The organism is Proteus terrae (assembly GCF_003144325.1).
Taxonomy (GTDB): domain Bacteria; phylum Pseudomonadota; class Gammaproteobacteria; order Enterobacterales; family Enterobacteriaceae; genus Proteus; species Proteus terrae.
The window spans coordinates 58,169-83,162 of the sequence record NZ_PENS01000015.1 but is presented as its reverse complement, the minus strand read 5'-3'; the positions used below and the strand labels follow the sequence as shown (position 1 = coordinate 83,162).

The 24,994-nt window shown below is 37.9% G+C and carries 19 protein-coding genes; 6 read left to right on the top strand and 13 right to left on the bottom strand.

Annotation, left to right across the window (positions count from 1 at the left end; all coding sequences use genetic code 11):
* Positions 1–6: 6 nt before the first annotated feature.
* Positions 7–780, bottom strand: a complete 774-nt coding sequence (gene cmoM, locus DK857_RS15385) for a tRNA uridine 5-oxyacetic acid(34) methyltransferase CmoM (protein ID WP_109393558.1) — start codon at positions 778–780, stop codon at positions 7–9.
* A gap of 375 nt (positions 781–1,155) precedes the next feature.
* Between cmoM and elyC the strand changes: the two genes are divergently transcribed.
* Complete coding sequence (gene elyC, locus DK857_RS15380; protein ID WP_109402627.1) at positions 1,156–1,986, top strand: envelope biogenesis factor ElyC; 831 nt, start codon at positions 1,156–1,158, stop codon at positions 1,984–1,986.
* 80 nt (positions 1,987–2,066) lie between these two features.
* On the opposite strand, the gene kdsB is transcribed toward elyC, so the two are convergent.
* From kdsB to serC, 11 genes are all read right to left on the bottom strand, one after another.
* On the bottom strand, positions 2,067–2,828 hold the full coding sequence (gene kdsB / locus DK857_RS15375) for a 3-deoxy-manno-octulosonate cytidylyltransferase (RefSeq protein WP_109402626.1): 762 nt from the start codon (positions 2,826–2,828) through the stop codon (positions 2,067–2,069).
* A 4-nt stretch (positions 2,829–2,832) separates the two neighbouring features.
* Positions 2,833–3,012, bottom strand: coding sequence for a Trm112 family protein (locus DK857_RS15370; RefSeq protein ID WP_004244593.1), 180 nt, complete (start codon positions 3,010–3,012; stop codon positions 2,833–2,835).
* 415 nt (positions 3,013–3,427) lie between these two features.
* Positions 3,428–3,643: a cold-shock protein gene (locus DK857_RS15365; RefSeq protein ID WP_023581324.1), complete on the bottom strand. Its 216-nt coding sequence runs from the start codon at positions 3,641–3,643 to the stop codon at positions 3,428–3,430.
* A 515-nt stretch (positions 3,644–4,158) separates the two neighbouring features.
* Positions 4,159–5,148, bottom strand: a complete 990-nt coding sequence (gene lpxK / locus DK857_RS15360; RefSeq protein WP_109402625.1) for a tetraacyldisaccharide 4'-kinase — start codon at positions 5,146–5,148, stop codon at positions 4,159–4,161.
* Complete coding sequence (msbA, locus tag DK857_RS15355) at positions 5,145–6,890, bottom strand: lipid A ABC transporter ATP-binding protein/permease MsbA (protein ID WP_109402624.1); 1,746 nt, start codon at positions 6,888–6,890, stop codon at positions 5,145–5,147. The genes lpxK and msbA overlap by 4 nt, the downstream gene beginning before the upstream one ends.
* A gap of 36 nt (positions 6,891–6,926) precedes the next feature.
* Positions 6,927–9,170, bottom strand: coding sequence for a DNA internalization-related competence protein ComEC/Rec2 (locus tag DK857_RS15350; RefSeq protein ID WP_227003187.1), 2,244 nt, complete (start codon positions 9,168–9,170; stop codon positions 6,927–6,929).
* A 547-nt stretch (positions 9,171–9,717) separates the two neighbouring features.
* Entirely contained in the window at positions 9,718–10,005 is a 288-nt protein-coding gene (ihfB, locus tag DK857_RS15345) for an integration host factor subunit beta (protein ID WP_006537420.1), read from the bottom strand.
* A gap of 64 nt (positions 10,006–10,069) precedes the next feature.
* Positions 10,070–11,743, bottom strand: coding sequence for a 30S ribosomal protein S1 (gene rpsA, locus DK857_RS15340; protein ID WP_006537421.1), 1,674 nt, complete (start codon positions 11,741–11,743; stop codon positions 10,070–10,072).
* A 173-nt stretch (positions 11,744–11,916) separates the two neighbouring features.
* Positions 11,917–12,603 carry a (d)CMP kinase gene (gene cmk, locus DK857_RS15335; RefSeq protein WP_098943727.1) on the bottom strand — a complete coding sequence of 229 codons (687 nt, stop codon included), beginning with the start codon at positions 12,601–12,603 and terminating at the stop codon, positions 11,917–11,919.
* A gap of 311 nt (positions 12,604–12,914) precedes the next feature.
* Positions 12,915–14,201, bottom strand: coding sequence for a 3-phosphoshikimate 1-carboxyvinyltransferase (aroA, locus tag DK857_RS15330; protein WP_109402622.1), 1,287 nt, complete (start codon positions 14,199–14,201; stop codon positions 12,915–12,917).
* Between the two features lie 200 nt (positions 14,202–14,401).
* Positions 14,402–15,490, bottom strand: a complete 1,089-nt coding sequence (gene serC / locus DK857_RS15325) for a 3-phosphoserine/phosphohydroxythreonine transaminase (RefSeq protein WP_109393553.1) — start codon at positions 15,488–15,490, stop codon at positions 14,402–14,404.
* A 136-nt stretch (positions 15,491–15,626) separates the two neighbouring features.
* Here serC and DK857_RS15320 point away from each other — a divergent pair, with 136 nt between their 5' ends.
* Positions 15,627–17,057, top strand: coding sequence for an MFS transporter (locus tag DK857_RS15320; protein ID WP_109402621.1), 1,431 nt, complete (start codon positions 15,627–15,629; stop codon positions 17,055–17,057).
* 68 nt (positions 17,058–17,125) lie between these two features.
* Here the strand turns inward: DK857_RS15320 and ansB are convergent, their stop codons facing one another.
* Entirely contained in the window at positions 17,126–18,163 is a 1,038-nt protein-coding gene (ansB, locus tag DK857_RS15315; RefSeq protein ID WP_109393551.1) for an L-asparaginase 2, read from the bottom strand.
* A gap of 228 nt (positions 18,164–18,391) precedes the next feature.
* Here ansB and ycaO point away from each other — a divergent pair, with 228 nt between their 5' ends.
* The 4 genes from ycaO to pflA all read left to right on the top strand — a co-directional run bounded on the left by ycaO (position 18,392) and on the right by pflA (position 24,862).
* Positions 18,392–20,149 carry a 30S ribosomal protein S12 methylthiotransferase accessory factor YcaO gene (ycaO, locus tag DK857_RS15310; RefSeq protein WP_109402620.1) on the top strand — a complete coding sequence of 586 codons (1,758 nt, stop codon included), beginning with the start codon at positions 18,392–18,394 and terminating at the stop codon, positions 20,147–20,149.
* Positions 20,150–20,821: 672 nt separating this feature from the next.
* A complete protein-coding gene (gene focA / locus DK857_RS15305) occupies positions 20,822–21,676 on the top strand; it encodes a formate transporter FocA (protein WP_109393549.1) in 855 nt (284 codons plus the stop codon).
* A 54-nt stretch (positions 21,677–21,730) separates the two neighbouring features.
* On the top strand, positions 21,731–24,013 hold the full coding sequence (gene pflB / locus DK857_RS15300) for a formate C-acetyltransferase (RefSeq protein WP_109393548.1): 2,283 nt from the start codon (positions 21,731–21,733) through the stop codon (positions 24,011–24,013).
* A gap of 108 nt (positions 24,014–24,121) precedes the next feature.
* Positions 24,122–24,862, top strand: coding sequence for a pyruvate formate lyase 1-activating protein (gene pflA, locus DK857_RS15295; RefSeq protein ID WP_036938126.1), 741 nt, complete (start codon positions 24,122–24,124; stop codon positions 24,860–24,862).
* The last annotated feature ends 132 nt before the right edge of the window (positions 24,863–24,994 follow it).

The window sequence follows — 24,994 nt, the reverse complement described above, 5'->3', positions numbered from 1 at the left end:
ACATCCTTAATTTACACGCTTTTGTGCCATGACATGAATGTAACGCCCCAGACTGATATAGGGCTCTTGCCGACAATATCGTTGCTCTAATGCAAGCAACGATGGAAAATCTTTATTTTGTAACTGACGACTTTGCAAATAATCATGGAAAACACGGACACCCGTTTTTCCTAATATTGTCATTGAAAACTCATCTAACCATTGATAAACATCTTCGGGTTGCAATGGGTTTTGAGGTGATAACGATTTTTTTCTTCTACGTGGGATCTCAGGATTTGCCAGATGAAAATTTCCTAAAATCGCATTTCTCATGACAATACCATTCGCATTGTAAAACATCAGCGATAAGATACCATTAGGTAACAACATATCGGTAAGAACATTTACGGCGTCTTTCTGATCCGTGATCCATTCCAATACTGCATGAAATAGAATTAAATCAACCCCTTCATCTATATGCTCTTTAATCTCTTGAGCTGCACAACAAATAAACGTCATGTTCTCGACAACACCCTCTTCAATCGCAGCCTCTTGTGCGCGATTAAGCATCTCTTGTGATAAATCACATAAGATAATTTGGTGTCCTAATTTAGCAAGCTGGCGAGAGAAATAACCTTCACCGCCACCAGCATCTAAAATACGCAAACTTCGGCTAGGTAAGAGAGTCAATAATTGTTGTAAATCTTCCCAAATCACCGCTTGACGTATTTTACCCTTTGTTGTGCCATAGATATTGCGGGAGAATTTATCTGCAATATCGTCAAAATTACGATCTGACATTAAAACGCCTCATGATAACAACTTACTACTTGCACTCTTTGCGTTCTGATAAATTCAAAAATATGAGACACTGTACATAAATAAAGACGGCAATTTTACCAGTGTTCTATGATACTGACTGTTTTCTCTCAAGAAATAAGTCATGAATCAGATTATTCGCAAAGCGCAGTATAAATATAACGCTTATTAATGAAAAAATTAACGTTCAAACGTTTATCGTTTTATAAATAATTAAACGGTTTTTTATTTCTATTGATGAAAACTTAGTGAAACGTTGTTGTGTTAGCTATTTTGACACAACGTCTTGGAATTCCCCTAGTTTTCACTAAGCTTTCGCTATCAATTGCATGTATTTCACTCAATCTAGGATGATTTATGCTGTTTTTGCTCAAAAAATATGTTGCAGGCTTTCTGATGCCCTTGCCTTTGCTCTTATTAATCGCCTTTTTTGCATTAGCTCTACTTTGGTTTACTCGTTGGCAAAAAACTGGAAAAAGCCTACTCACTGTTGTGCTTGTTCTGTTAACTATTTTAGGCATACAACCTGTTGCCGATACACTATTAATGCCGAGTGAAAAAGAGTATCAAGCTCGTTATGAATTACGAGAAAATTCGCAACAAGATGTGAACTACATTGTTGTTTTAGGTGGTGGATTTACTTATAACCCAGATTGGGCCCCCAGTTCTAATCTTCTTAATAATAGTTTATTTCGTGTTGCTGAAGGTGTAAGACTTTATTATCGCAATCCTAATGCGATAATGATTTTTACAGGTGGTGCTGGTGTTAATCAAATAAGTAGTGCAGAAGTAGCGGCTCAGGTAGCACAATCTTTAGGTGTACCTGCTGAGAGAACTATCGCATTATCAACACCGAAAGATACGGAAGAAGAAGCCTATGAAGTTGATAAATTAATTGGTAAAAAACCATTTTTACTTGTAACGTCTGCCAATCATTTAGCACGTGCGGAGCGTTTCTTTTTAGCCCGAGGCATGAAACCTATCATTGCACCAGCTAACCAACTGGCTATTTCTTCACCATTACATCCTTGGGAAAAATATTTTCCTTCTGCGACTTATTTTCAACACAGTGAACGTGCATGGTATGAGTTTTTAGGGTCGGTATGGCAATCAGTAAAACCTGTCGGACAACCCGCAACTATTCCTGAAAATGAAAGTCACCAATCTGATAAAGAAGAAAACCAATAATTAGAAATATTTTTGCTAACTGATGCAAAAACGGCACTTAATTTAAGTGCCGTTAAAATTTATTTGTTACTGTTAAAAAATCAGAACTCTTGGTTAAGTGCTCGATATGCAGCTCTGGCTGCAATAAGATCATCTTGAGTATCTACACCCACACCAGGAACTTCTAGTGCTTTGGCAACATGGATTTTTTCACCATACCATAGCACACGCAGTTGCTCTAACATTTCAATAGATTCTAATGGGCTTGGCTCCCAAGTAATATATCGACGTATAAAGCCTGCACGATAAGCATAAATCCCAATATGACGAAGATAATGCTCACCAATTTCATCATGTGATAAATTAAAACGATCTCTTTCCCAAGGAATGGTTGCACGAGAAAAATAAAGTGCGAAACCTTTTGCATCCATCACAACTTTCACCGCATTAGGGTTAAAAGCTTCTTTTGAGTCAACAATAGGCACTGCTAATGTTGCCATTCCTGCACCACAACTCGCCAAATTTTCGGCTACTTGAGTAATAATCACAGGGGGAATAAGAGGCTCATCACCTTGTACGTTAACGATTATCTCATCATCCGCAAATTTGTATTTTTCAATGACTTCCGCTAAACGTTCTGTACCCGAATGATGATCTTCGCGAGTCATACAGGCTTCTCCACCCGCTTTTTCAACTGCTGCAACAACATCTAAATTATCAGTTGCAACAATGACACGGTTTGCACCAGAGCGCATAGCTTGTTCCATGACACGAACAATCATAGGTTTGCCATGAATATCCGCGAGGGGTTTACCCGGTAAACGGGTCGATGCATATCGACCAGGGATAATGACCGTGAACATGAAGTTACTTTTCCTCTTCTAGTGATAATTCTCTTGCTTCATTCTCCAGAAGAACGGGGATATTGTCACGAACAGGATAAGCTAAATGATCAATTTTGCAGATAAGCTCTGAATTTTCTTTATCAAAGATAAGTTTACCGTGGCAAACTGGGCAAGCAATAATTTCGAGTAAGCGGTGATCCATTTTGTCCCTCTCAAGGGTTAATCATTTTATATGGCAAAAGGATATCATAAGGAATGATCAGCGTTAATACTCAAAACCTCTCGTTTAGTGATAATTCGAAAATTATTTTAGTAATTAATAAATTTATTATTTTCTCTTTTACTATAAGCAACAAAAAAGCCACATTAATGTGGCTTTTTATCGTTGAGTCTGCAACATCATTAATAAAGAATTACATTCAGCTTTTATTGATAATAATTTAACCTTTTTATTATCTTTATTGCATTCTAATTAACGAAACGACTCTTTTATATTACTTATTCAGCTTGGTGGTAAACTATTGTGGCTTACCTACCTCAAATTAGGCATAAACGATAATTTAATCTTAATGCTAAACTATCGTTTTATCTACATCTTTAACAAGGCTAAGCCTTATTTAAAACCCGATAACATCAGCGGCTTCTAAACCTGCTGCTGTTCTGATAACAGAGAACTCAACGTCTTGACCTTCTGTTAATGCTTTATTTTTTGTATTGGCAATCGCTTTTTTATTGACATAAACTTCTTGTTCAATATCTCTTGCAACAATAAGACCATAACCTTTGTTATTGTCGAACCATTTTACGCGACCCATTCTTAATTGTAATGTCATGATAGATAAACTCCTTTTGTTCTTTGTATAGTTTTATTTTCCTATACAAATGCATCCTACTTTTTATTAAGTCTTCTTATATAAAAACCCCAATTAAATTCTGAACACATTAATTTAAGTAGTGCATTTTATTATTCAATATAAATGTTCAAAACCGTGATAGCTAAGCTTAATAAATATTATAAAGCTCAATAAATATTTACAGTATCAATATGACAAAAAGATGGCATACTGACATTTATTGCGCGCTGATAAAAAAGATAACCGAATATAGAGATAATTAGTCACCATCAAAAATGGTTTTTATCATCCATTGTGCACAAAAGCTGATGCTATTCACTGCACAAAATATTAACCCTACATTCAAGATCCACAAACTCTCCACACAAGGCTTTTGAGTAGATAGGGTAGTGGCGAATTAAATTGAACTACGACAAAAGCGATATGCGACTGTAGGTAGGTAATCTTTTATGTAACGCTATCCTGATTTTCACTATAAATATCATTGTTTCAGATCAGATACAAGTTTTTTTCGAACCGTAAATTAAATTGCTGACTTGTTTTAGCACAAATTGACTATTTAATTCAGCGCTAACGGGTAAATACCACCAATTATCTTGTGCAAAATGCTGACATTTAACAGCATCCTTTTCTGTCATAATAAGGGGTTCTAAGTCAGGTGTTAAATCCTGTAATTCTTGAACACTATAATCACTATGATCACTAAATGCTTTTGTTGTAATTAACTCTATCCCTTTTTCATGTAACGAGTTAAAAAACCTAGGAGGATGACCAATTCCAGCGATAGCAACAGCCTTTTTAATTTGCTGAACTGGTTTTTTTTCTCCTGTTTTAAGATTAACTGCAGTATCACCTTCCAGTGTCATGCCAATCTCATTATTCTGACTTATCCCACCATTAACGATAATTGCATCCACAGAATCTAAGCGCCCTGAACGCTCTCGCATAGGGCCTGCGGGTAACCACCAACCATTGCCGAATCGACGCTGACCATCAATGACAACAATTTCATAATCACGTTGTAATGCGTAATGCTGCAAACCATCATCAGTGATGATCACATCAAGCTCATGTTGAGCTAATAACGCTTTTACTGCATCTCGTCGATTAGGTGCAACCGCAACGGGAGCACCAGTTCGATGATAAATCAATACAGGTTCATCACCTGCCATGGCAGGTGTCGTATCGGATGTCAAAAGCAATGGATAATGATCTGATTTTCCGCCGTAACCACGAGAGACAACACCAGGTTTAAACCCCTGCTGTATTAATTGCTCAACAAGCCATATCACAACAGGTGTTTTGCCATTCCCGCCTGCAGTTAAATTGCCAACAATCACAACAGGAATTGGGGCTTTCCATGACGCTAGCCATCCTTTCTGATATGCAAAACGCCTTAATAATGTAAGTGCGCCATACAACCATGAAAATGGAAGCAGTAGGATATATAACCAAGATTTACCAGACCAAATCCGTTCAATCATTTGCCAAATTGCATCCTGTGAAGTTGTGCATAAATGCCTTGTTTCTCAATCAAATCAAGGTGTGCGCCACGTTCAACAATTTCACCATCTTCAATAACTAATATTTCATCCGCTTTTTCAATAGTTGATAAACGGTGAGCAATCACTAAAGAGGTTCTGTTTTTCTGTAATTCATCAAGTGCTGACTGGATAGCGCGCTCTGATTCTGTATCTAGCGCTGATGTAGCCTCATCAAGAATAAGGATTGGCGAATCTCTTAATAACGCTCTTGCAATTGCAATACGCTGACGTTGTCCACCTGAAAGCAATACACCATTTTCACCAATTTCAGTATCTAAGCCCTTATCCATTTTTTGGATAAAATCCATTGCATGTGCCATCTTCGCCGCTTTTTCAATATCTTCACGGGTATACTGATCTTCACATGCATAGACAATATTGTTTGCTACGGTTTCATTAAAAAGATGCACATTTTGAGAAACCAACGCGACTTGATTACGCAAAGATTTCAATGTGTATTCACGAATATCATGACCATTAATTAATATTTCGCCTTCATTAATGTCATAAAAACGCGTGATCAGATTTGCGATCGTAGACTTACCAGAGCCTGAGCGTCCAACTAATGCAACAGTTTTACCTGCTGGGATAGTAAATGACATATTTTTCAGTGCTGGCGTATCTTTCGTGACATATTGGAAAGTCACATTACGGAATTCAATATCACCAGTTGGTTTTTTTAGTTCAAGCTTACCGGTGTCTTTTTCTTGCTCCATATCGAGTATGGTAAATAGCGTCTGACAAGCAGCCATACCACGCTGGAATTGAGCATTCACATTAGTCAGTGATTTCAATGGACGCATTAATGCAACCATTGAGGAGAATACAACAGTAATTGTACCTGCTGTTAATGTATCCATTATCTCAGGGAAACTTGCTGCATACAGGACAAATGCTAATGCAAGAGAAGCGATTATCTGAATAATAGGATCTGAAATTGATGATGCGACAACCATACGCATACCTTGACGGCGAATATGATTGCTTACATGGTTAAAGCGTTTATTTTCAACTTCTTGGCCATTAAAAATCAGAACTTCTTTATGCCCTTTTAGCATTTGTTCTGCGCTAGTTGTCACTAGCCCCATGCTATTTTGGATACGCTTACTGATTGTTCTAAAACGAGTCGATACTATACGAATAACAACAGCAACAATAGGTGCGATAACGATAAGGATCAGGGATAATTGCCAGCTATAATAAAACATCAAACAAAATAGTCCGATGATATAGGCACCTTCACGTACAACGGTAATTAATGCACCTGATGATGAAGAGGCAACCTGTTCTGAATCATATGTGATACGAGAGAGTAAAGTCCCTGTTGATTGCTGATCAAAAAAGCTCACCGGCATTCCCATAATATGAGAAAACAGTCGACGACGCATATTCATTACAACTTTCCCAGAGACCCAAGAAAGACAGTAACTTGAAATAAAGTTAGATATACCACGCAGAGCTATCAGACCAATAACGGCAAAAGGCATCCATTTTAATACGTCATTACTGGCTTTACCAAAACCTTCATCAAGAAGTGGTTTTAATAAAGAAATCATAAATGCATCCACACCCGCATTGATGATTAATGCAATTGCAGCAGTGATTAAACCCGCTTTGAAAAGCCGAATCATTGGCCATAAGCGGCGGAATGTTTGCCACGTTGATAGATCTATATCATTCATATATATTACCAAACTTTTAATAATTAGCCGGCCATTCTACTCGGGAAACGTCAAAACACCAAACCACTGATGATACCAACGAGGCAAAATATCTCGCCTATAGGTAAATACATCAATATTATCTTGATTAAACTCGATAGAAACTTGCCCACTAATAGAGGTTGTTAGCCAATTAATAGCTTCTTTTTTATAACGATGATGTACTTTATCAGAAGGCAAACGCCAAGGGCTATAACGAGCAGCAGAAACAAGTGCAATTTTTGGTGATACTGCTTGAATAAACATCAATGTGGATGATGTTTGACTACCATGATGAGGAACTTGTAAGACATCTGCTTTTAGCTGATCTTTTTTTACTCTTACCAATTGAGCTTCAACTTCTTTTTCTATATCTCCAGTTAGCAGAATATTGTATTTCCCATCACTAATATTGATCACACAGGATTGATTATTTTTCGGGGAGAGTAATTTATTCAGCGGCCACAATGCATCAAATTGAAGCCCTTTCCACTGCCATGATTTATCACTTAAGCAAGGTAAATGCGAAGGATCGTCAAAACTACTACGAATGCTTAAATTAGGATAAGTTTTTACTAAATCTTCCATTCCCCCTGTATGATCAAGATGATCATGGCTAATGATCAATGCAACTGGCGTAAGTCGATGATGTCTTAAATAAGGAATGATGACATTCTTTGCAATGGAACCTCCATTTTTCCAGCGCATTCCCGTATCATAAATAATCGCTTCCCCTTCTTTTTCAAGAATAACTGCTAAGCCATGCCCAACATCTAACATAGATATTCGCCATTGATAACGTGAAGAGGCGATGAATTCACAGTATAAAATAGTACCAATAGCCACAATGCAAATAAAATGATAACGCCACCATGACATTTTTATGATTAAAATAGTACCAATTCCCAAAAATCCTAATAATAAAGGAATGGCACCACTATTTTGCCAATATGGTAAAAATAAAGGAGCACACCAAAAAGCAAGGCTAATAGAAAGATCAACCCAGTGCCAAATTATTGGTTGCAAAAATGAGAGAAAGAATGTCAATAACCCGAGCATTATTAATGGCACGGTAATAAAAGAAACAATAGGAACCGCCCATAAGTTAACAATAAAGCTAAAAAAATTAGCGCCATTAAATAAATATAATTGGAATGGTAATAAAATAATTAATAAACCAGATTGTAAATGTACCAACCTTAAAATAAACCACCGTTTTTGATGGTTATATTTAGCTTTTAATGGGTACATCCAATACCAAAAGATAATGGCAAACACAGCAGAAAATGAAAGCCAAAAACTAGCTGAAAGTATAGAAAGAGGCTCAACAATAAGAATAAGTGCTGCACTCCAAAGTGCCCATTGCCAAGGCAAAAATAATCGGCTCCCCCAATGTAAAATTACCCAAACAGTTAATCCAATAACAGCTCTTGTTGCTGGTATTCCCCAACCTGATAACGCAGCATAGAAAACACCACATAACCAAGCTATAACTAATGGAAATCTTGGATTAATCCATCTGATAGGGAAAAAAAATTGAATACCTCTTGCAATACCCCAACCAAAAAAGGCAGCTAAACCTATATGTAAACCCGATATCACAATTAAATGAGCAACCCCTGTTTTCATATAGAGATCTTTTTTCTCAGGTTCAATATATCGCTTATCACCTAAGACTAAAGCAATAATTTCACCTTTATTTTTTGCTGTTTGCCAATGAGCTGTGATTGTCTGAATAAGTTGAGTACGTAGTGATATATCATTTCGGATAAACTTGGCTGTCATCACTTTACCCGTTAATGTTTCCTTCACAGAAACGGCATATTTTTGGCTATCAAACCCACCTTCATTTAAATAACTATGTACAGCTCTAAATTGAGTTTTAAACTTCCAATATTGTCCTACAGCTATGTTTTTAGGCGGACTTCGCCAATATACGTTTGCATAAACAGAAGATGAAAAGAGCGTCTTCTTCGTAATGGGTATTTTGATAATAATATTGCCATCTGTTAATTGGCGATACTCCATAACCTTGGTTTCAAATGTTGCCATATTATCAGCAAACTGTTCTGTTCTCGTCATTAATGATGACGCAACCATATTTGAATAAACCCAGAAAATTAGAAATATCGCTGAAAAACGGAATAAGAAAAAAGGAATAAATAATAGAAATAGTGCAACAATAATAATAATAGAATAAATTGTTTGACTAAAAAGCGTATGTTGAACTAATAAAGGTAAGCAACCTAATATTATTGCCAAAGCAATATTGTCTAAAGTTAACTTCGTGAAATAGAGTCTTTGAAAATAGGCTGAATGAATGCACCTTCGTTTTATTGATACCATCTTTAACTCAAAAAACTTTATCATTCGATTCAGTAAAATCATTTCTAGCATCCTTGCCTACAATTATTTTTTAAATATCATAATGTTACCATTTCATTAGAGATAGGCTTTTAGGTCGTTTTTTAGTGATGCTTTATAAAAAGGAAAAGATCTCTTGTTACATACAATAAATTTTGAGAAGAAGCTCGTAAAAAATAAAACAACTAAGTGATACAGGTAATTAAATAGAGAAATTAAAATGAAAGCAGAATAAAGTAATAAAAAAGAAAGGTGCTAGCGAGATAAAATCAAGAAAACGAATCGTTCAATCCAAGATTGGGATTGAAGGTGCAAGATGGGAGATAGAAAAAAATTAGGGAGCAGAAAAATAAACTAAAAGTGATAATAATAGTTAATAAAAAACGGCACCTAAGTACCGTTTTTGAGAAAGTTAACTAACATCGTGCCATTTCGACAGGAGTTATTATTCCGTATAAATATTTACACGGTCACGTAACTCTTTACCTGGCTTAAAGTGTGGAACGTATTTACCTTCCAGATCTACTTTATCACCTGTCTTCGGGTTACGACCCGTACGCGGCGCACGGTAGTGTAGAGAAAAACTGCCGAATCCGCGGACTTCGATACGCTCACCATCAGCTAAAGTATCAGCCATATGATCAAGCATTTCTTTTACAGCTTCTTCAACCGTCTTAGCCGAAAGATGAGATTGTAGGCCTGCAAGTCTCTCGATTAACTCAGACTTGGTCATATTACCTCCCTAAACTACCGATAAATAGGCAACGATTAACGTTGCCTTCCGTTAATAACTTAAATTATTCGCCTTTAGCTGCTTTGAAAGCTTCAGCCATAGCGTTGTTTGAAAAACCAACTTCTTCTTTGTTGTTTACAGAAGCGATAGCGTCTTTCTCATCTGCTTCGTCCTTAGCACGAACAGATAAGTTGATAACGCGGTTTTTACGATCAACGCCGGTGTATTTAGCTTCTACAGCTTCGCCAACATTCAGAACCAGAGTTGCATCTTCAACGCGGTCACGTGAAGCTTCTGAAGCACGCAGGTAACCTTCAACACCGTCAGCTAATTCTACAGTTGCGCCTTTAGCGTCAACAGCAGTTACTTTACCAGAAACAATAGCACCTTTTTTGTGAGCAGACAGGTAATTATTGAATGGATCTTCTGATAATTGTTTAACGCCCAGTGAGATACGTTCACGTTCAGCATCAACTTGCAGAACTACAGCAGCGATTTCGTCGCCTTTTTTGTATTCACGAACTGCTTCTTCACCTGCAACATTCCAAGAAATGTCAGATAAATGAACCAGACCGTCGATACCGCCGTCTAAACCGATGAAGATACCGAAGTCAGTGATAGACTTGATTTTACCTTCAACACGGTCGTTCTTGTTGTGAGTTTCTGCAAACTGCTGCCATGGGTTAGATTTGCACTGTTTCAGACCCAGTGAAATACGACGACGTTCTTCATCGATGTCAAGAACCATAACTTCAACAACATCACCAACGTTAACAACTTTAGATGGGTGAATGTTTTTGTTAGTCCAATCCATTTCAGAAACGTGTACCAGACCTTCAACGCCTTCTTCGATTTCTACGAAGCAACCGTAATCAGTCAGGTTAGTTACACGACCAGTCAGTTTAGTACCTTCTGGATAACGTTTAGCGATAGCTACCCATGGATCTTCGCCCAGTTGTTTCAGACCTAATGATACGCGAGTACGTTCACGGTCGAATTTCAGGACTTTAACAGTGATTTCGTCGCCAACATTGACAATTTCGCTTGGGTGTTTAACACGTTTCCAAGCCATGTCAGTGATGTGCAGTAAGCCGTCAACACCGCCCAGATCAACGAATGCACCGTAGTCAGTAAGGTTCTTAACGATACCTTTAACTTCCATGCCTTCTTGCAGGTTTTCTAATAACTGATCGCGTTCTGCGCTGTTTTCAGATTCGATAACCGCACGACGAGACACAACAACGTTGTTACGTTTTTGGTCTAATTTGATGACTTTGAACTCAAGCTCTTTGTTTTCCAGATGAGTTGTATCGCGAACTGGGCGAACGTCTACCAGTGAACCTGGTAAGAACGCACGAATGCCGTTCAGTTCAACAGTGAAACCACCTTTAACTTTACCGTTGATGATACCAACAACAGTTTCGTTTTCTTCGTAAGCTTTTTCCAGCATCAGCCACGCTTCGTGACGTTTAGCTTTCTCACGAGACAGAACGGTTTCACCGAAGCCATCTTCAACCGCGTCCAGAGCAACATCAATTTCGTCGCCCACTTGGATTTCTAATTCGCCTTGAGCGTTTTTGAATTGTTCTACAGGAATAGCAGATTCTGATTTCAGACCTGCATCAACCAGAACAACGTCTTTATCGATAGCAACTACAACGCCGCGAACGATAGCGCCAGGACGAGTTTCGATTGTTTTTAGGGATTCTTCAAAGAGTTGAGCAAAAGATTCTGTCATGTTAATGATCTTCAAGTAAATTTAATTAACGTCCATTTAGCATCCGGCCGAATGGGGTTGTTTCACATACCTCGTTACATCCTTTGTGACAAGGTCATCGGGCATTGTTGTGTTTTCATTAACACGTCAACCCGATTTTGATAATTACCTAGTATAAACGAAATAAAAATTAATTACGCTGATAATTGCAGATTTTTTTTAGCATAAGTCAACGATTTTTCAATGACTTCGTCAATAGACAAGCTTGTAGAATCGAGAATTAATGCATCTTTCGCCGCAACAAGTGGCGCAACAGCGCGATTCCGGTCACGGTAATCGCGTTCTTTTATCTCGGATAAAAGGCGCTCAAAGTTAACATTAAAGCCCTTTTCCTGCAACTGTAACATGCGACGACGCGCGCGCTCTTCTGCACTCGCTTCTAAAAATATTTTCACTTGAGCATCAGGAAAAACGATTGTGCCCATATCTCGACCATCGGCAATTAAGCCCGGCGCTGTACGAAATGCACGCTGACGACGCAATAATGCTTCTCTTACTCGAGGAAAAGTTGCAGCTTGTGATGCCGTATTCCCAACTGTTTCTGTTCGAATTTCAGTTGAAACATCTTCACCTTCTAGAATGACACTTAAGCCATTCTCATTAGGAATAAAGCGTACATCCAAATTTGCCGCCAAAGGTACTAAAGCGTCTTCGGAAGTAATATCAACATGATGATGTAAAGCTGCTAATGCCAATACACGATAAATAGCGCCAGAATCGAGTAAATGCCAGCCAAATGCTTTCGCTAATGCTTGGCATAATGTTCCTTTACCTGCTCCGCTAGGCCCATCAACAGTTATAACAGGGACGATAACCGCCATGAGTTTCTCCTTTTCGTGGGCACTGCATTTCTGTGTTTGTTGCTCTTATTACATTGATATAATAGGCATAGTGTTCAAACAGAGAAAAACAGTATTAATATATGCGCGACATTATACGCATACAATGTATAGGAAGAAACAAGTAGATAAGCACTAAAAAGTCTTATTTAATATTATTTTTTCTAAGTGGTGTTTTTTTAGAAAAATTAATCTAATTATAATAAAAAATCGGCAGTATTGTTCTCCAAAAGGTTCAATACTGCCGATTTAACTGATTTAGTTTTGACTCATTTTAATTAATGATTTTTACATTAATTATTACGTTGAGAAAGTGTTTCTAATTTCTCAAAATAATCAGGGAAGGTTTTTGCGGTACATCCCGGGTCAAGAATAGTAATTGGTGTATCAGAAAGTGCCACCAGCGAAAAACACATCGCAATACGATGATCGTTATAAGTTTCAATATCCGCAGTGGTTAACTGTTTTGGTGGTGTTACTTTTAGGTAGTCGTGACCTTCTTCAACAATCGCACCCACTTTTTGTAACTCTGTTGCCATTGCCGCTAATCGGTCAGTTTCTTTTACACGCCAGTTATAAATATTGCGGATAGCCGTTTCGCCTTCAGCAAAAAGTGCCGTGGTAGCAATGGTCATTGCAGCATCAGGGATAGTATTCATATCCATATCAATGCCTTTTAACGTTCCACGCTCACACTCAATATAGTCCTCACCCCAGCGTACTTTTGCGCCCATCTTTTCAAGCACAGAAGCAAAATGAATATCCCCTTGTAAGCTATTTTTACCGATACCTGTAACTCGTACAGTACCGCCTTTAATGGCAGCCGCTGCTAAAAAGTAAGATGCAGATGAAGCATCACCTTCTACAAGGTACTTTTCTGGTGATTGATATTGTTGGCCACCTTTTATAACAAAGCGCTGGTAGTCTTGGTTTTCGATTTTCCCACCAAAGGTATTAATTAATGCTAAGGTAATATCAATGTAAGGTTTTGATACTAATTCGCCTTTAATGGTGATAATCGTATCTTGCTCTGCCAAAGGTGCCATCATTAATAAAGCAGTCAAAAACTGGCTAGAAACACTACCATCAACCTCAACATTACCACCTAAAAAACCACCATGTAAGCGAATTGGTGGGTAATCAGTCTGTTCAAGATAGTCAATTTTTGCACCACCTTGGCGTAAAGCGTCAACTAAATGCCCAATTGGACGCTCTTTCATACGAGGTTCACCAGTAAGAATAATATCATGCTGACCGAGATTTAATGCAGCCGCTAATGGGCGCATTGCTGTACCTGCATTACCTAAGAAGAGCTCTAATGGCGAATTTGTTTTAAATTCACCGCCTAGTCCTTCAATATCACATACCGTATTGTTATTTGATAATTGATATTGCACCCCTAAGGCTTTTAATGCATTAAGCATATGGCGAATATCATCACTATCTAATAAGTTGGTTAGACGAGTTTTACCTTTAGCTAAAGCCGCTAATAACAACGCACGGTTAGAGACACTTTTTGACCCTGGTAAATTAATAACACCTTCGATATGAGCAATAGGTTGTAATGTTAACGATTCCATAAACAGGTAAAAACTCCAATAAACAAGTAAATTAAGCGGGGGGATGCTATTTAATTAAATATAAAATTATTTAGGTACTTATCTTTTTATTTATTTTGTACTTAGTAACTCAATTTTAATTATTAACATCTTAAAAATTGAATAATAAGAAAACCTGTATTTTAAGCAGGCTTTCTTATTCTAGTTCTAGATTTTATTTATTACGCATGGCGTCGTTCAAAATCAGCCATAAAGTCGACTAATGCTTGAACACCTTCCAATGGCATTGCGTTATAAATTGAAGCACGCATACCACCTGATACACGGTGACCTTTTAATGCGACCAAACCTTGAGCTTCTGCCTCTTTTAAGAATACGGAATCCAGTTCAGGAGAAGACATTTGGAAAGGCACATTCATTAGTGAACGATTTTCTGTGGCAATACGATTGATATAAAAATCACTATTATCAATTGCACTATAAAGAAGCGTTGCTTTTTCATAGTTGCGTTTTGCCATCTCTTGCAAACCACCTTGCTCTTTCAGCCATTTAAAGACCATGCCTGATAAATACCAAGCAAAGGTAGGTGGTGTATTAAACATGGAGTCATTCTCAGCAAGCACTGTGTAATCAAACACAGAAGGTGTTTCTTTGCGCGCTTTACCTAATAGATCTTCACGAATAATAACAATCGTTAAACCCGCAGGACCAATATTCTTTTGTGCACCCGCATAGATAACACCAAAACGGCTAACATCTATCGGTTGAGATAAAATCGAAGATGAGTAGTCAGCAATAACAATTTTGCTATCATCAAAATCTGGCTCTTCATGAATGGCAATACCATCAATGGTTTCATTTGGGCAATAATGCACATAAGCTGCATCAGCGCTTAATTGCCACTCTTTCATTGGCTTAACACCAATTTTGCCATCAACTTCTGTTTTAATTTTAATTATATTTGGCGAACAATATTTTTCAGCTTCTTCGGCTGCACTTTTAGCCCAATAACCACCATCAATATAATCAGCGCTTGCTTTATCGCCTAATAAATTGAGAGGTAAAGCAGCAAAATGACCTCGAGCACCACCGTGGCAAAAAAGAATTTTGTAGTTTTCTGGCACATTGAGAAGATCACGAAGATCTTGTTCTGCCTGATGAGCAACTTCAAGAAACTCTTTACTGCGGTGGCTAATTTCCATAACCGAACGCCCAAGTTCATGCCAGTTGCATAATTCTAGTTCTGCACGACGAAGGACTTCTGCCGGTAACATAGCCGGACCTGCACTAAAGTTATATACCTGACTCATTCAAATTCACCCTATCTGAATATGTTTTTACAAAATGACCTTTATCGGTTGTATCATTCCCGCTAAATTGGCGCAATGATTATTGTGAACTAACGCATAATATGCAGAGCATAAAAATAATGGCTAGGAGTGTTTTATGTCGGGGAGTGTAAATAAAAAAGAAGAAGCAAGCTGGGGAATGCTTCTTCATGGAAAAAATAGTCTAAAATCGCTCGCTTTAGCAGGAGGTGTCGCATTACACGCAATTAATGTCTATATTACGATCACAACGCTACCTTCAATTGTACGTGATATCGGTGGGCTTAATTTATATGCATGGAACACCACAGTTTTTATTCTGGCGTCAATTCTCTCTTCTGCATTAACTTCACGATTACTGAGTGCATTAGCCCCTCGCAATAGTTATCTTTTTGCCACTATTTGCTTTTTAGCAGGCTCTGTTATTTGTGCAACAGCACCTTCAATGCAGATATTACTTTTAGGGCGATTTATTCAAGGGGCTGGCGGAGGAATGTTGCTGGCACTTGCTTACTCTTTAGTCAGAGTCATGTTCCCTCAACCACTTTGGTCCAGAGCTATGGCGTTAATGTCTAGTATGTGGGGAATATCGACACTATTAGGCCCCGCACTAGGCGGAATATTTGCTGAATATAATGTTTGGCGAGGTGCATTTTGGTCTATTTTATTTGTAGGCATCCCTTACGCTATTTTATTATTTACTATTCTTCCTACCGAGAATAATGCTGATAATATTGTCGCCAAAGCGCCGCTACCTTATCAACAGCTTATTTTATTAATGCTCGCTGTATTATCTATTTCTATTGGTAGTCTTTATAACGTTATTTTATATAACATCTTATCTATTATATTTGCGGTGATCTTTATTTTACTGTTAGTCAATATTGATAAAAAATCAAATGATGGTTTATTTCCTAAAGGGACATTTTCTTTTTCTGCACCATTAGCACCAATATATCTCACTATGGCTTTATTAGGGATAAGTGTACAAACAGAAGTTTTCGTGCCCTACTTCTTGCAAATTATCCATCATATTACCCCTTTGCTTTCGGGTTATTTAGCAGCATTGGTGGGTGCAGGTTGGTCTTTCTCTGCTATTGTGTCTTCATCAAGTAAACAATCTACTGCTCAGAGATTAATGCATTTTGGTCCAATGATTAACTTTTCAGCCATTGTGATCCTTGGCTTATTTATCTCTAATGTTCTAACCATACCTTATGGGCAAATTATCATTATTTGTATAGCCCTCTTTTTTACAGGTGCTGGTATTGGTATGGCGTGGCCTCATTATTTAACTCGTGTATTGCATGTCTCTCAAGGGCAAGAAGCTCAAAAAGCAGCAACATCTATTACCACAATTCAATTGTTTTCAACGGCTGTTGGTGCCTCTATTTCAGGGACGGTGGTTAATATGGCAGGGTTAACAGATCCAGGTGGCATAATAGGCGCTCAAAATGCGGCACATTGGCTCTTTCTTATTTTTGCAATAACGCCATTAATTGCTTTTTTTACCGCAAGAGTTGTTGTCTCTCGAGCCAAAACCAATTAGCCATTTCACTCTTTAAAAATAACAAGGCCTCATAAATGAGGCCTTGTTATTATTCAAACTCTTTTAAATTAATACTTTTCGAAATTCTCTTGGATCTTCGCAGGCTCTTGCGTTTGTGTTAAAGATAATTGTAACAATACTCTCGCTTTTTGTGGGTTTAAGCGCTCTGATGCAACAAAGTTATATTTTGCATCATCAACTTCACCATTTTGTGTAGTAAAGCCTACTGGTACACGGCTTGAACGCACAACAACTACACCTTTTTTAGCGCCATCAGCTAAAGTATCAAAAATATCAGTATATAAATTGCCATTACCAACACCAGCGCTGACAATACCTTTATAGCCGTTATCAATAAAGGCTTTTGCTGGTAAATTAGAGGCATTTGAGTAGTTATAAACAATACCAACTTTTGGTAATTCAGTCAGTTTACTGACATCAAATGCGGGTTTATCTGCACGAGGTAATGCGGCAGTGTAATAATGAACCTTACCATTATGCACATAACCTTGGGCACCAGCGTTAACAGGTTGGAATGCTTGAACTTCAGTCGTATTCATTTTTACAACATCTTTACCACTGATAACCGCATTATTCATGGTTACTAACACACCACGATTTTCAGAAGCTTTATCACTCGCAATCACAACCGCATTAAATAGATTTAAAGGGCCTTCAGCACCTAATGCGGTTGCAGGACGCATTGCACCCACCATAACGACAGGTTTTTTACATGCAGTGGTTAAATCAAGAAAATAGGCTGTTTCTTCCATGGTATCTGTACCATGAGTGATCACAAAGCCGTCTGTTTTATCGCAGTCTGCATTAATTTTATTAGCCAGCTTAAGCCATACTTGGTCATTCATATCTTGAGAGCCGATATTCACGACTTGCTCGCCTTTTAAATTAGCGACTTTTTTAGCCTCAGGTACTGCATTAATCAATGTATCAATGCCTAATTTACCTGCTGTATAGCTTGATGTTGTTGCTGAATCGCCACCACCAGCAATTGTGCCACCTGTTGCTAAAATGGTGACATTAGGTAAGGCAAAAGCAGAACCACTGATTATAGCTAACAGGCTGGCGAGCAATGTTTTTTTCATCATCGAACTGATCCCTTATGAGTTTATAAATAAATCCAATTATGATGATTTAAAATTATTAATTCCGTGATAAATCGAACGAATTTATTAAAAAAACTCATATATCAAATAAATTATGAGTGATGAATATAGTTAGCCTTGGGTAAATGAGAGAAATTATTAGTGCATTACAGGGGATTTCAGTATCATGTGCCCCTAACTATCACCAGCAAAATATTGATGAAACCTGCCATGTCACAAACATTTATTCCTGGCAAAGATGCCGCACTGGAAGATTCTATCGCTAGCTTTCAGCAAAAATTGACCGACTTAGGATTTAATATTGAAGAAGCTTCTTGGTTAAACCCTGTTCCTAACGTTTGGTCTGTTCATATTCGCGATAAAGATTGCCCTTTATGTTTCACCAACGGTAAAGGTGCCAGTAAAAAAGCAGCATTAGCTTCCGCATTAGGCGAATACTTTGAACGTCTCTCAACCAATTATTTCTTCTCTGATTTCTGGCTAGGTGCTGATATTGCAGAAGGTGAATTTGTTCACTATCCAAGTGAAAAGTGGTTCCCTCTAACAGAAGATGATTCTGTTCCTGTGGGCCTATTAGATGCACGTTTACGTGAATTTTATGATCCTGAAGGTGAGTTATGCGGTAGTGAGTTAGTTGATTTACAATCAAGTAATCATGATCGCGGAATTTGCGCACTACCATTTATACGTCAGTCTGATAAAAAACCTGTTTATATTCCTGTAAACATTATTGCTAACTTATATGCATCTAATGGTATGTCAGCAGGAAATACAAAGAATGAAGCGCGTGTTCAAGGATTATCTGAAGTTTTTGAACGTTATGTAAAAAATCGCATTATCACTGAAAGAATTAGCTTACCTGAAATTCCTAAAGAAGTTTTAGCTCGCTACCCTGCTGTTATTGAAGCGATTGAAACATTAGAGCAAGAAGGTTTCCCAATCTTTAGCTTTGACGCATCTTTAGGGGGACAATTCCCTGTTATTTGTGTCGTGTTATTCAATCCACAAAATGACACATGCTTTGCCTCTTTTGGCGCTCACCCTGATTTTGGTGTAGCTTTAGAGCGTACTGTCACTGAACTATTACAAGGCCGTAGTCTTAAAGATCTCGATGTCTTTAATCCGCCAAGCTTTGATGATGAAGAAGTCGGTGATCACACTAATCTTGAAACACACTTTATTGATTCAAGTGGTTTAATTAGTTGGGATCTCTTTAAGAAAGATGCCGATTATACATTTGTTGATTGGAACTTCAGTGGTACGACAGAAGAAGAGTTCCACACCTTAATGTCACTTTGCCAACAATGTGATGCAGAAGTCTATATCATGGACTACTCACACTTAGGTGTTTACGCTTGTCGTATTTTAGTACCTGGTTTATCAGATATTTATCCTGCTGAAGATTTACAGTTAGCCAATAATATTATGGGTGTACATTGGCGTGACACGATCCTTTCTCTACCAACAAGCCAAGGCACTCAAGAAGAGTACCTTTCACTTATTGGTCAATTTGATGAAGATGGCTTAGACGACTTTACACGAATCAGAGAGATGATTGGTATTGCTCCGGGTAAAGATAATGGTTGGAGCCATTTACGTGTAGGCGAATTAAAATCAATGCTAGCGCTTGCAGGTGGCGATCTGGATCAAGCGCTTGTTTGGGTTGAATGGACTCAAGATTTTAATGCTTCTTTATTTACGCCAGAGCGTCAAAACTATTATCGCTGTTTACACAATCTCTTATTATTACAACAAGAGACTGAACGTGAACCAGCACAATATATGCACGCATTTTCTCGTATGTATGGCGAAAAAACATTACAAGCAGCCTTAAACGCATTACAAGGTAAACAAGCATTTTACGGATTACAAACTATTGATCCTGATTTATCTAATTTACCTGTTCATCAGTCGTTGCTTGCAGCCTATGAGAAATTACAGAAAGCAAAACGTCAATCGGCTAAATAAGCCTATTTTGTTTAAGGTTATTTATTAAATAATAACTAATTTTAACTGAATAATAAGTGTGTATTTAAATTGAAACACTCTATTGAAAAGTAGAGTGTTTTATTTTGTTGAAAATAAAATATTGACAGATTTGTCAATATGACAAATTTGCCATCTGACAAAATTGTCAAAATATGGCAAAAGTGACGATTCAAGGAATTTAATATGACACTATAAATACATATTGAATTTTTAAACTAAGAATATTACTTAATTATAGTTTAAATTGCTATTTGTTTAACCAGGTCTCAAAAATTAAAAAACCTTATTTTTATAATGGATATATGTCTGGAGTAATCAATAAAGATTAACCACAAATAAAGTAATGTTTATATTTATGACAAAAGTAAATAAGGCGTTAAATTTGATTTTTAATTCTTAACATACGGGGTTTAAATAATACTTTATATTTACTTTTTACTTTATTTATCCAGCTAGTCTAAAATTTTTTGATAATTTTTAAAAAATTTTTTTATTTTATTAATCAAATAGTTATAGCTAAAATAGCGGGTTTTTACGCACTAAAAACGGGATTCTAATGAGCGACCATGATCCATATCAATTTTAGAAGTAAGCCCCTTTGCTACTATTATTGCGTGCTATAATTATTCCAACATATAAGAGAGTGTTAGTATGAAAGCTGACAGCCCTTTTAATTTATTATCACCTGCTGATATGGCAAAAGTTGCCGATGACGCATGTTGTTATAAAGCAAATAAACAGATCCCAATGACTTACTTATCTGCATTTACTGCGGGAATGTTTATATCAATTGCTTTTGTTTTTTATATTACTGCTACTACAGGTACCGCATCTGTTCCTTTTGGGCTGGCTAAATTAGTCGGTGGGATCTGCTTCTCTCTGGGGTTAATGCTCGTTGTCGTTTGTGGCGCGGACTTATTCACCTCAACTGTTCTTACTATTATACCTAAAGCAACCAGACGTATATCTTGGGGCAAAATGTTTGCTAACTGGATAAATGTCTATCTTGGTAACTTTGTTGGCGCACTCTTTTTTGTCGCCTTAATGTGGTTTGCTGGTCAACATATGGCAGCAAATGGGCTTTGGGGGCTAAATGTTTTACAAACTGCGCAACATAAATTAGAGCACACGTTTATTGAAGCGGTTTGTTTAGGTATTCTAGCTAATTTAATGGTTTGTCTTGCAGTATGGATGAGCTATGCAGGACGTACGCTGATTGATAAGCTTTTTGCACTAATTTTACCTATCGGTATGTTCGTTGCTAGTGGTTTTGAGCACAGTATCGCTAACATGTTCCTTATTCCTTTAGGTATTGTTATTAAGAATTTTGCACCAGCAGAATTCTGGACTAAAGTAGGTGCATCATCCGAACAATTTTCAAATTTAACTGTATCAAATTTTCTCTCTAATAATTTATTACCTGTCACTATCGGTAACATTATTGGCGGAGCAGTCCTAGTCGGTCTGGTATACTGGTTAATGCATCTGCGCGGTGACAAACATTAATCCGTGCAGGTATGACTGATTTCTTAAGTTCCATTGTAAAAAGGTAGAAGTATCATGTCTGATTTAAATGAAAAATTTGCTGAAGCATGGAAAGGTTTTTCTGAAGGTGAATGGCAGAACGGTGTTAACGTTCGTGACTTTATTCAAAAAAACTACACTCCATATGAAGGCGACGAATCTTTCCTAGCAGGTTCCACTAAAGCAACTGATACACTTTGGGAACAAGTTATGGAAGGCATCAAAATCGAAAACCGCACGCATGCGCCGGTTGATTTTGATACTTCTGTTGCTTCAACTATCACATCTCACGATGCGGGTTACATCACTAAAGATTTAGAACAAATCGTAGGTTTACAGACTGATGCACCTCTGAAACGTGCGATCATCCCGTTCGGTGGTATCCGTATGGTTGAAAGTTCTTGCCATGCTTACAACCGTGAGCTGGATCCAGAACTGAAAAAAATCTTTACTGATTACCGTAAAACTCACAACCAAGGCGTTTTCGATGTTTATACTCCAGACATCTTAAAATGCCGTAAATCTGGTATTTTAACAGGTTTACCAGATGCATATGGTCGTGGCCGTATCATCGGTGACTACCGTCGTGTTGCACTGTACGGTATTGAGTTCCTGCGTAAAGATAAATTTGCCCAATTCACCTCTTTACAAGAAAGAATGGAAAAAGGCGAAGATCTGGAAATGACTATCCAACTGCGTGAAGAAATCGCAGAGCAGCACGCTGCTTTAGGTCAAATCCAAGAAATGGCTGCGAAATACGGTTACGATATTTCTCGTCCAGCTCAAAACGCTAAAGAAGCAGTACAATGGACTTACTTCGGTTACTTAGCCGCTGTTAAATCTCAAAACGGTGCTGCAATGTCATTTGGTCGTGTATCTACTTTCTTAGATATCTACATCCAACGTGATATTGATGCAGGTTTACTGACAGAAGAACAAGCTCAGGAATTAATTGACCACTTAGTCATGAAATTACGTATGGTTCGTTTCCTACGTACTCCTGAATATGATGAGCTGTTCTCTGGTGACCCAATCTGGGCAACAGAATCTTTAGCAGGTATGGGTTTAGATGGCCGTACTCTGGTAACTAAGAATACTTTCCGTTTCTTAAATACCCTGTACACAATGGGTCCATCACCAGAACCAAATATGACCATCCTGTGGTCAGAACAACTGCCTATCAACTTTAAAAAATACGCCGCGAAAGTCTCAATCGATACTTCTTCAATCCAGTACGAAAATGATGACTTAATGCGTCCTGACTTCGACAGCGATGACTATGCAATCGCATGTTGTGTTAGCCCAATGGTTGTTGGTAAACAAATGCAGTTCTTCGGTGCTCGTGCAAACTTAGCGAAAACCTTACTGTATACCATCAATGGTGGTGTTGACGAAAAACTGAAAATCCAAGTAGGTCCAAAACATGCTCCAATCATGGACGAAGTATTAAACTTCGATACCGTGATGAACCAAATGGATCACTTTATGGATTGGTTAGCAACTCAGTACGTCACTGCGCTGAACGTTATCCACTACATGCACGATAAATACAGCTATGAAGCAGCTCTGATGGCACTTCATGACCGTGATGTATATCGTACAATGGCATGTGGTATCGCAGGTCTGTCTGTTGCTGCTGACTCACTGTCTGCAATCAAATATGCAAAAGTTTCTCCAATCCGTGATGAAAACGGCTTAGCAGTTGACTTCAAAATTGACGGCGAATACCCACAATTCGGTAACAACGATTCTCGTGTAGATGACATCGCTTGTGACTTAGTTGAACGTTTCATGAAGAAAATTCAGAAACTGCGTACATACCGTAATGCGGTACCTACACAGTCAATCCTAACTATTACTTCAAACGTTGTTTACGGTAAGAAAACAGGTAACACTCCAGACGGTCGTCGTGCAGGCGCACCATTCGGACCAGGTGCTAACCCAATGCACGGCCGTGACCAAAAAGGTGCGGTAGCTTCTCTGACTTCTGTTGCGAAACTGCCATTTGCTTATGCAAAAGATGGTATTTCTTACACCTTCTCAATCGTACCTAATGCATTAGGTAAAGATGATGATGTTCGTAAAGCGAACCTTGCTGGTCTGATGGATGGTTACTTCCATCACGAAGCAGGCATCGAAGGTGGTCAACACTTGAACGTCAACGTGATGAACCGTGAAATGCTGTTAGAAGCAATGGAAGATCCTGAGAAATACCCTCAGTTAACTATCCGTGTTTCTGGCTATGCCGTTCGCTTTAACTCACTGACTAAAGAGCAACAGCAAGACGTTATCACTCGTACATTTACACAAACAATGTAATAAAGATAACTATATGCATTTATTTACTGAGAAAGTAGATAAAATCGCTTAGAATAAAGGCCCCTACTTTGGGGCCTTTTTATTAGACAGTTTTGGAGTAACCCTGTTATGTCCGTACTTGGTCGTATCCACTCATTTGAATCCTGCGGTACTGTTGACGGTCCCGGAATACGTTTCATTGTTTTCTTTCAAGGATGCCTAATGAGATGCCTCTATTGTCACAACCGTGATACATGGGATACTCATGGTGGGCAGATCGTCACAGTTGATGAACTAATGAAAGAAGCGGTTACCTATCGTCATTTTATGAATGCTTCTGGTGGCGGTGTGACTGCTTCTGGTGGCGAAGCAATTTTACAAGCAGAATTTGTGCGTGATTGGTTCCGTGCTTGCCAGAAAGAAAATATCCATACTTGTTTAGATACTAACGGCTTTGTTCGTCGTTATGATCCTGTGATTGATGAATTAATGGATGCCACTGACTTAGTGATGCTCGATCTAAAACAAGTCAATGATGAGATCCATCAGAAACTGGTTGGTGTATCAAACCAGCGTACACTTGAATTCGCACGTTATTTAGCAAAACGAGGCCAAAAAACATGGGTTCGTTATGTTGTTGTACCCGGTTGGTCTGATGACGACGATTCTGCTCATCGTTTGGGCGAGTTTATTAAAGATATGAAAAATATCGAGAAAGTAGAACTTCTTCCTTACCACGAACTCGGCAAACATAAATGGGTAGCTTTAGGAGAAGAATACAAACTAGATGGTATTCATCCACCGTCAAAAGAGACGATGGAAAATGTAAAATCAATTCTTGAATCTTACGGCCATAAGGTCATGTATTAAGTTTTTCTATTTGAAATTAATTTAAGAAGCAGCGATTTTAAGCGCTGCTTTTTTGTTTATAAAGTAACATTATATTGATACTAAAAAGTACGTTTTTCATTCTTCTCATCTTATACTCCCTTACCTTTAAAA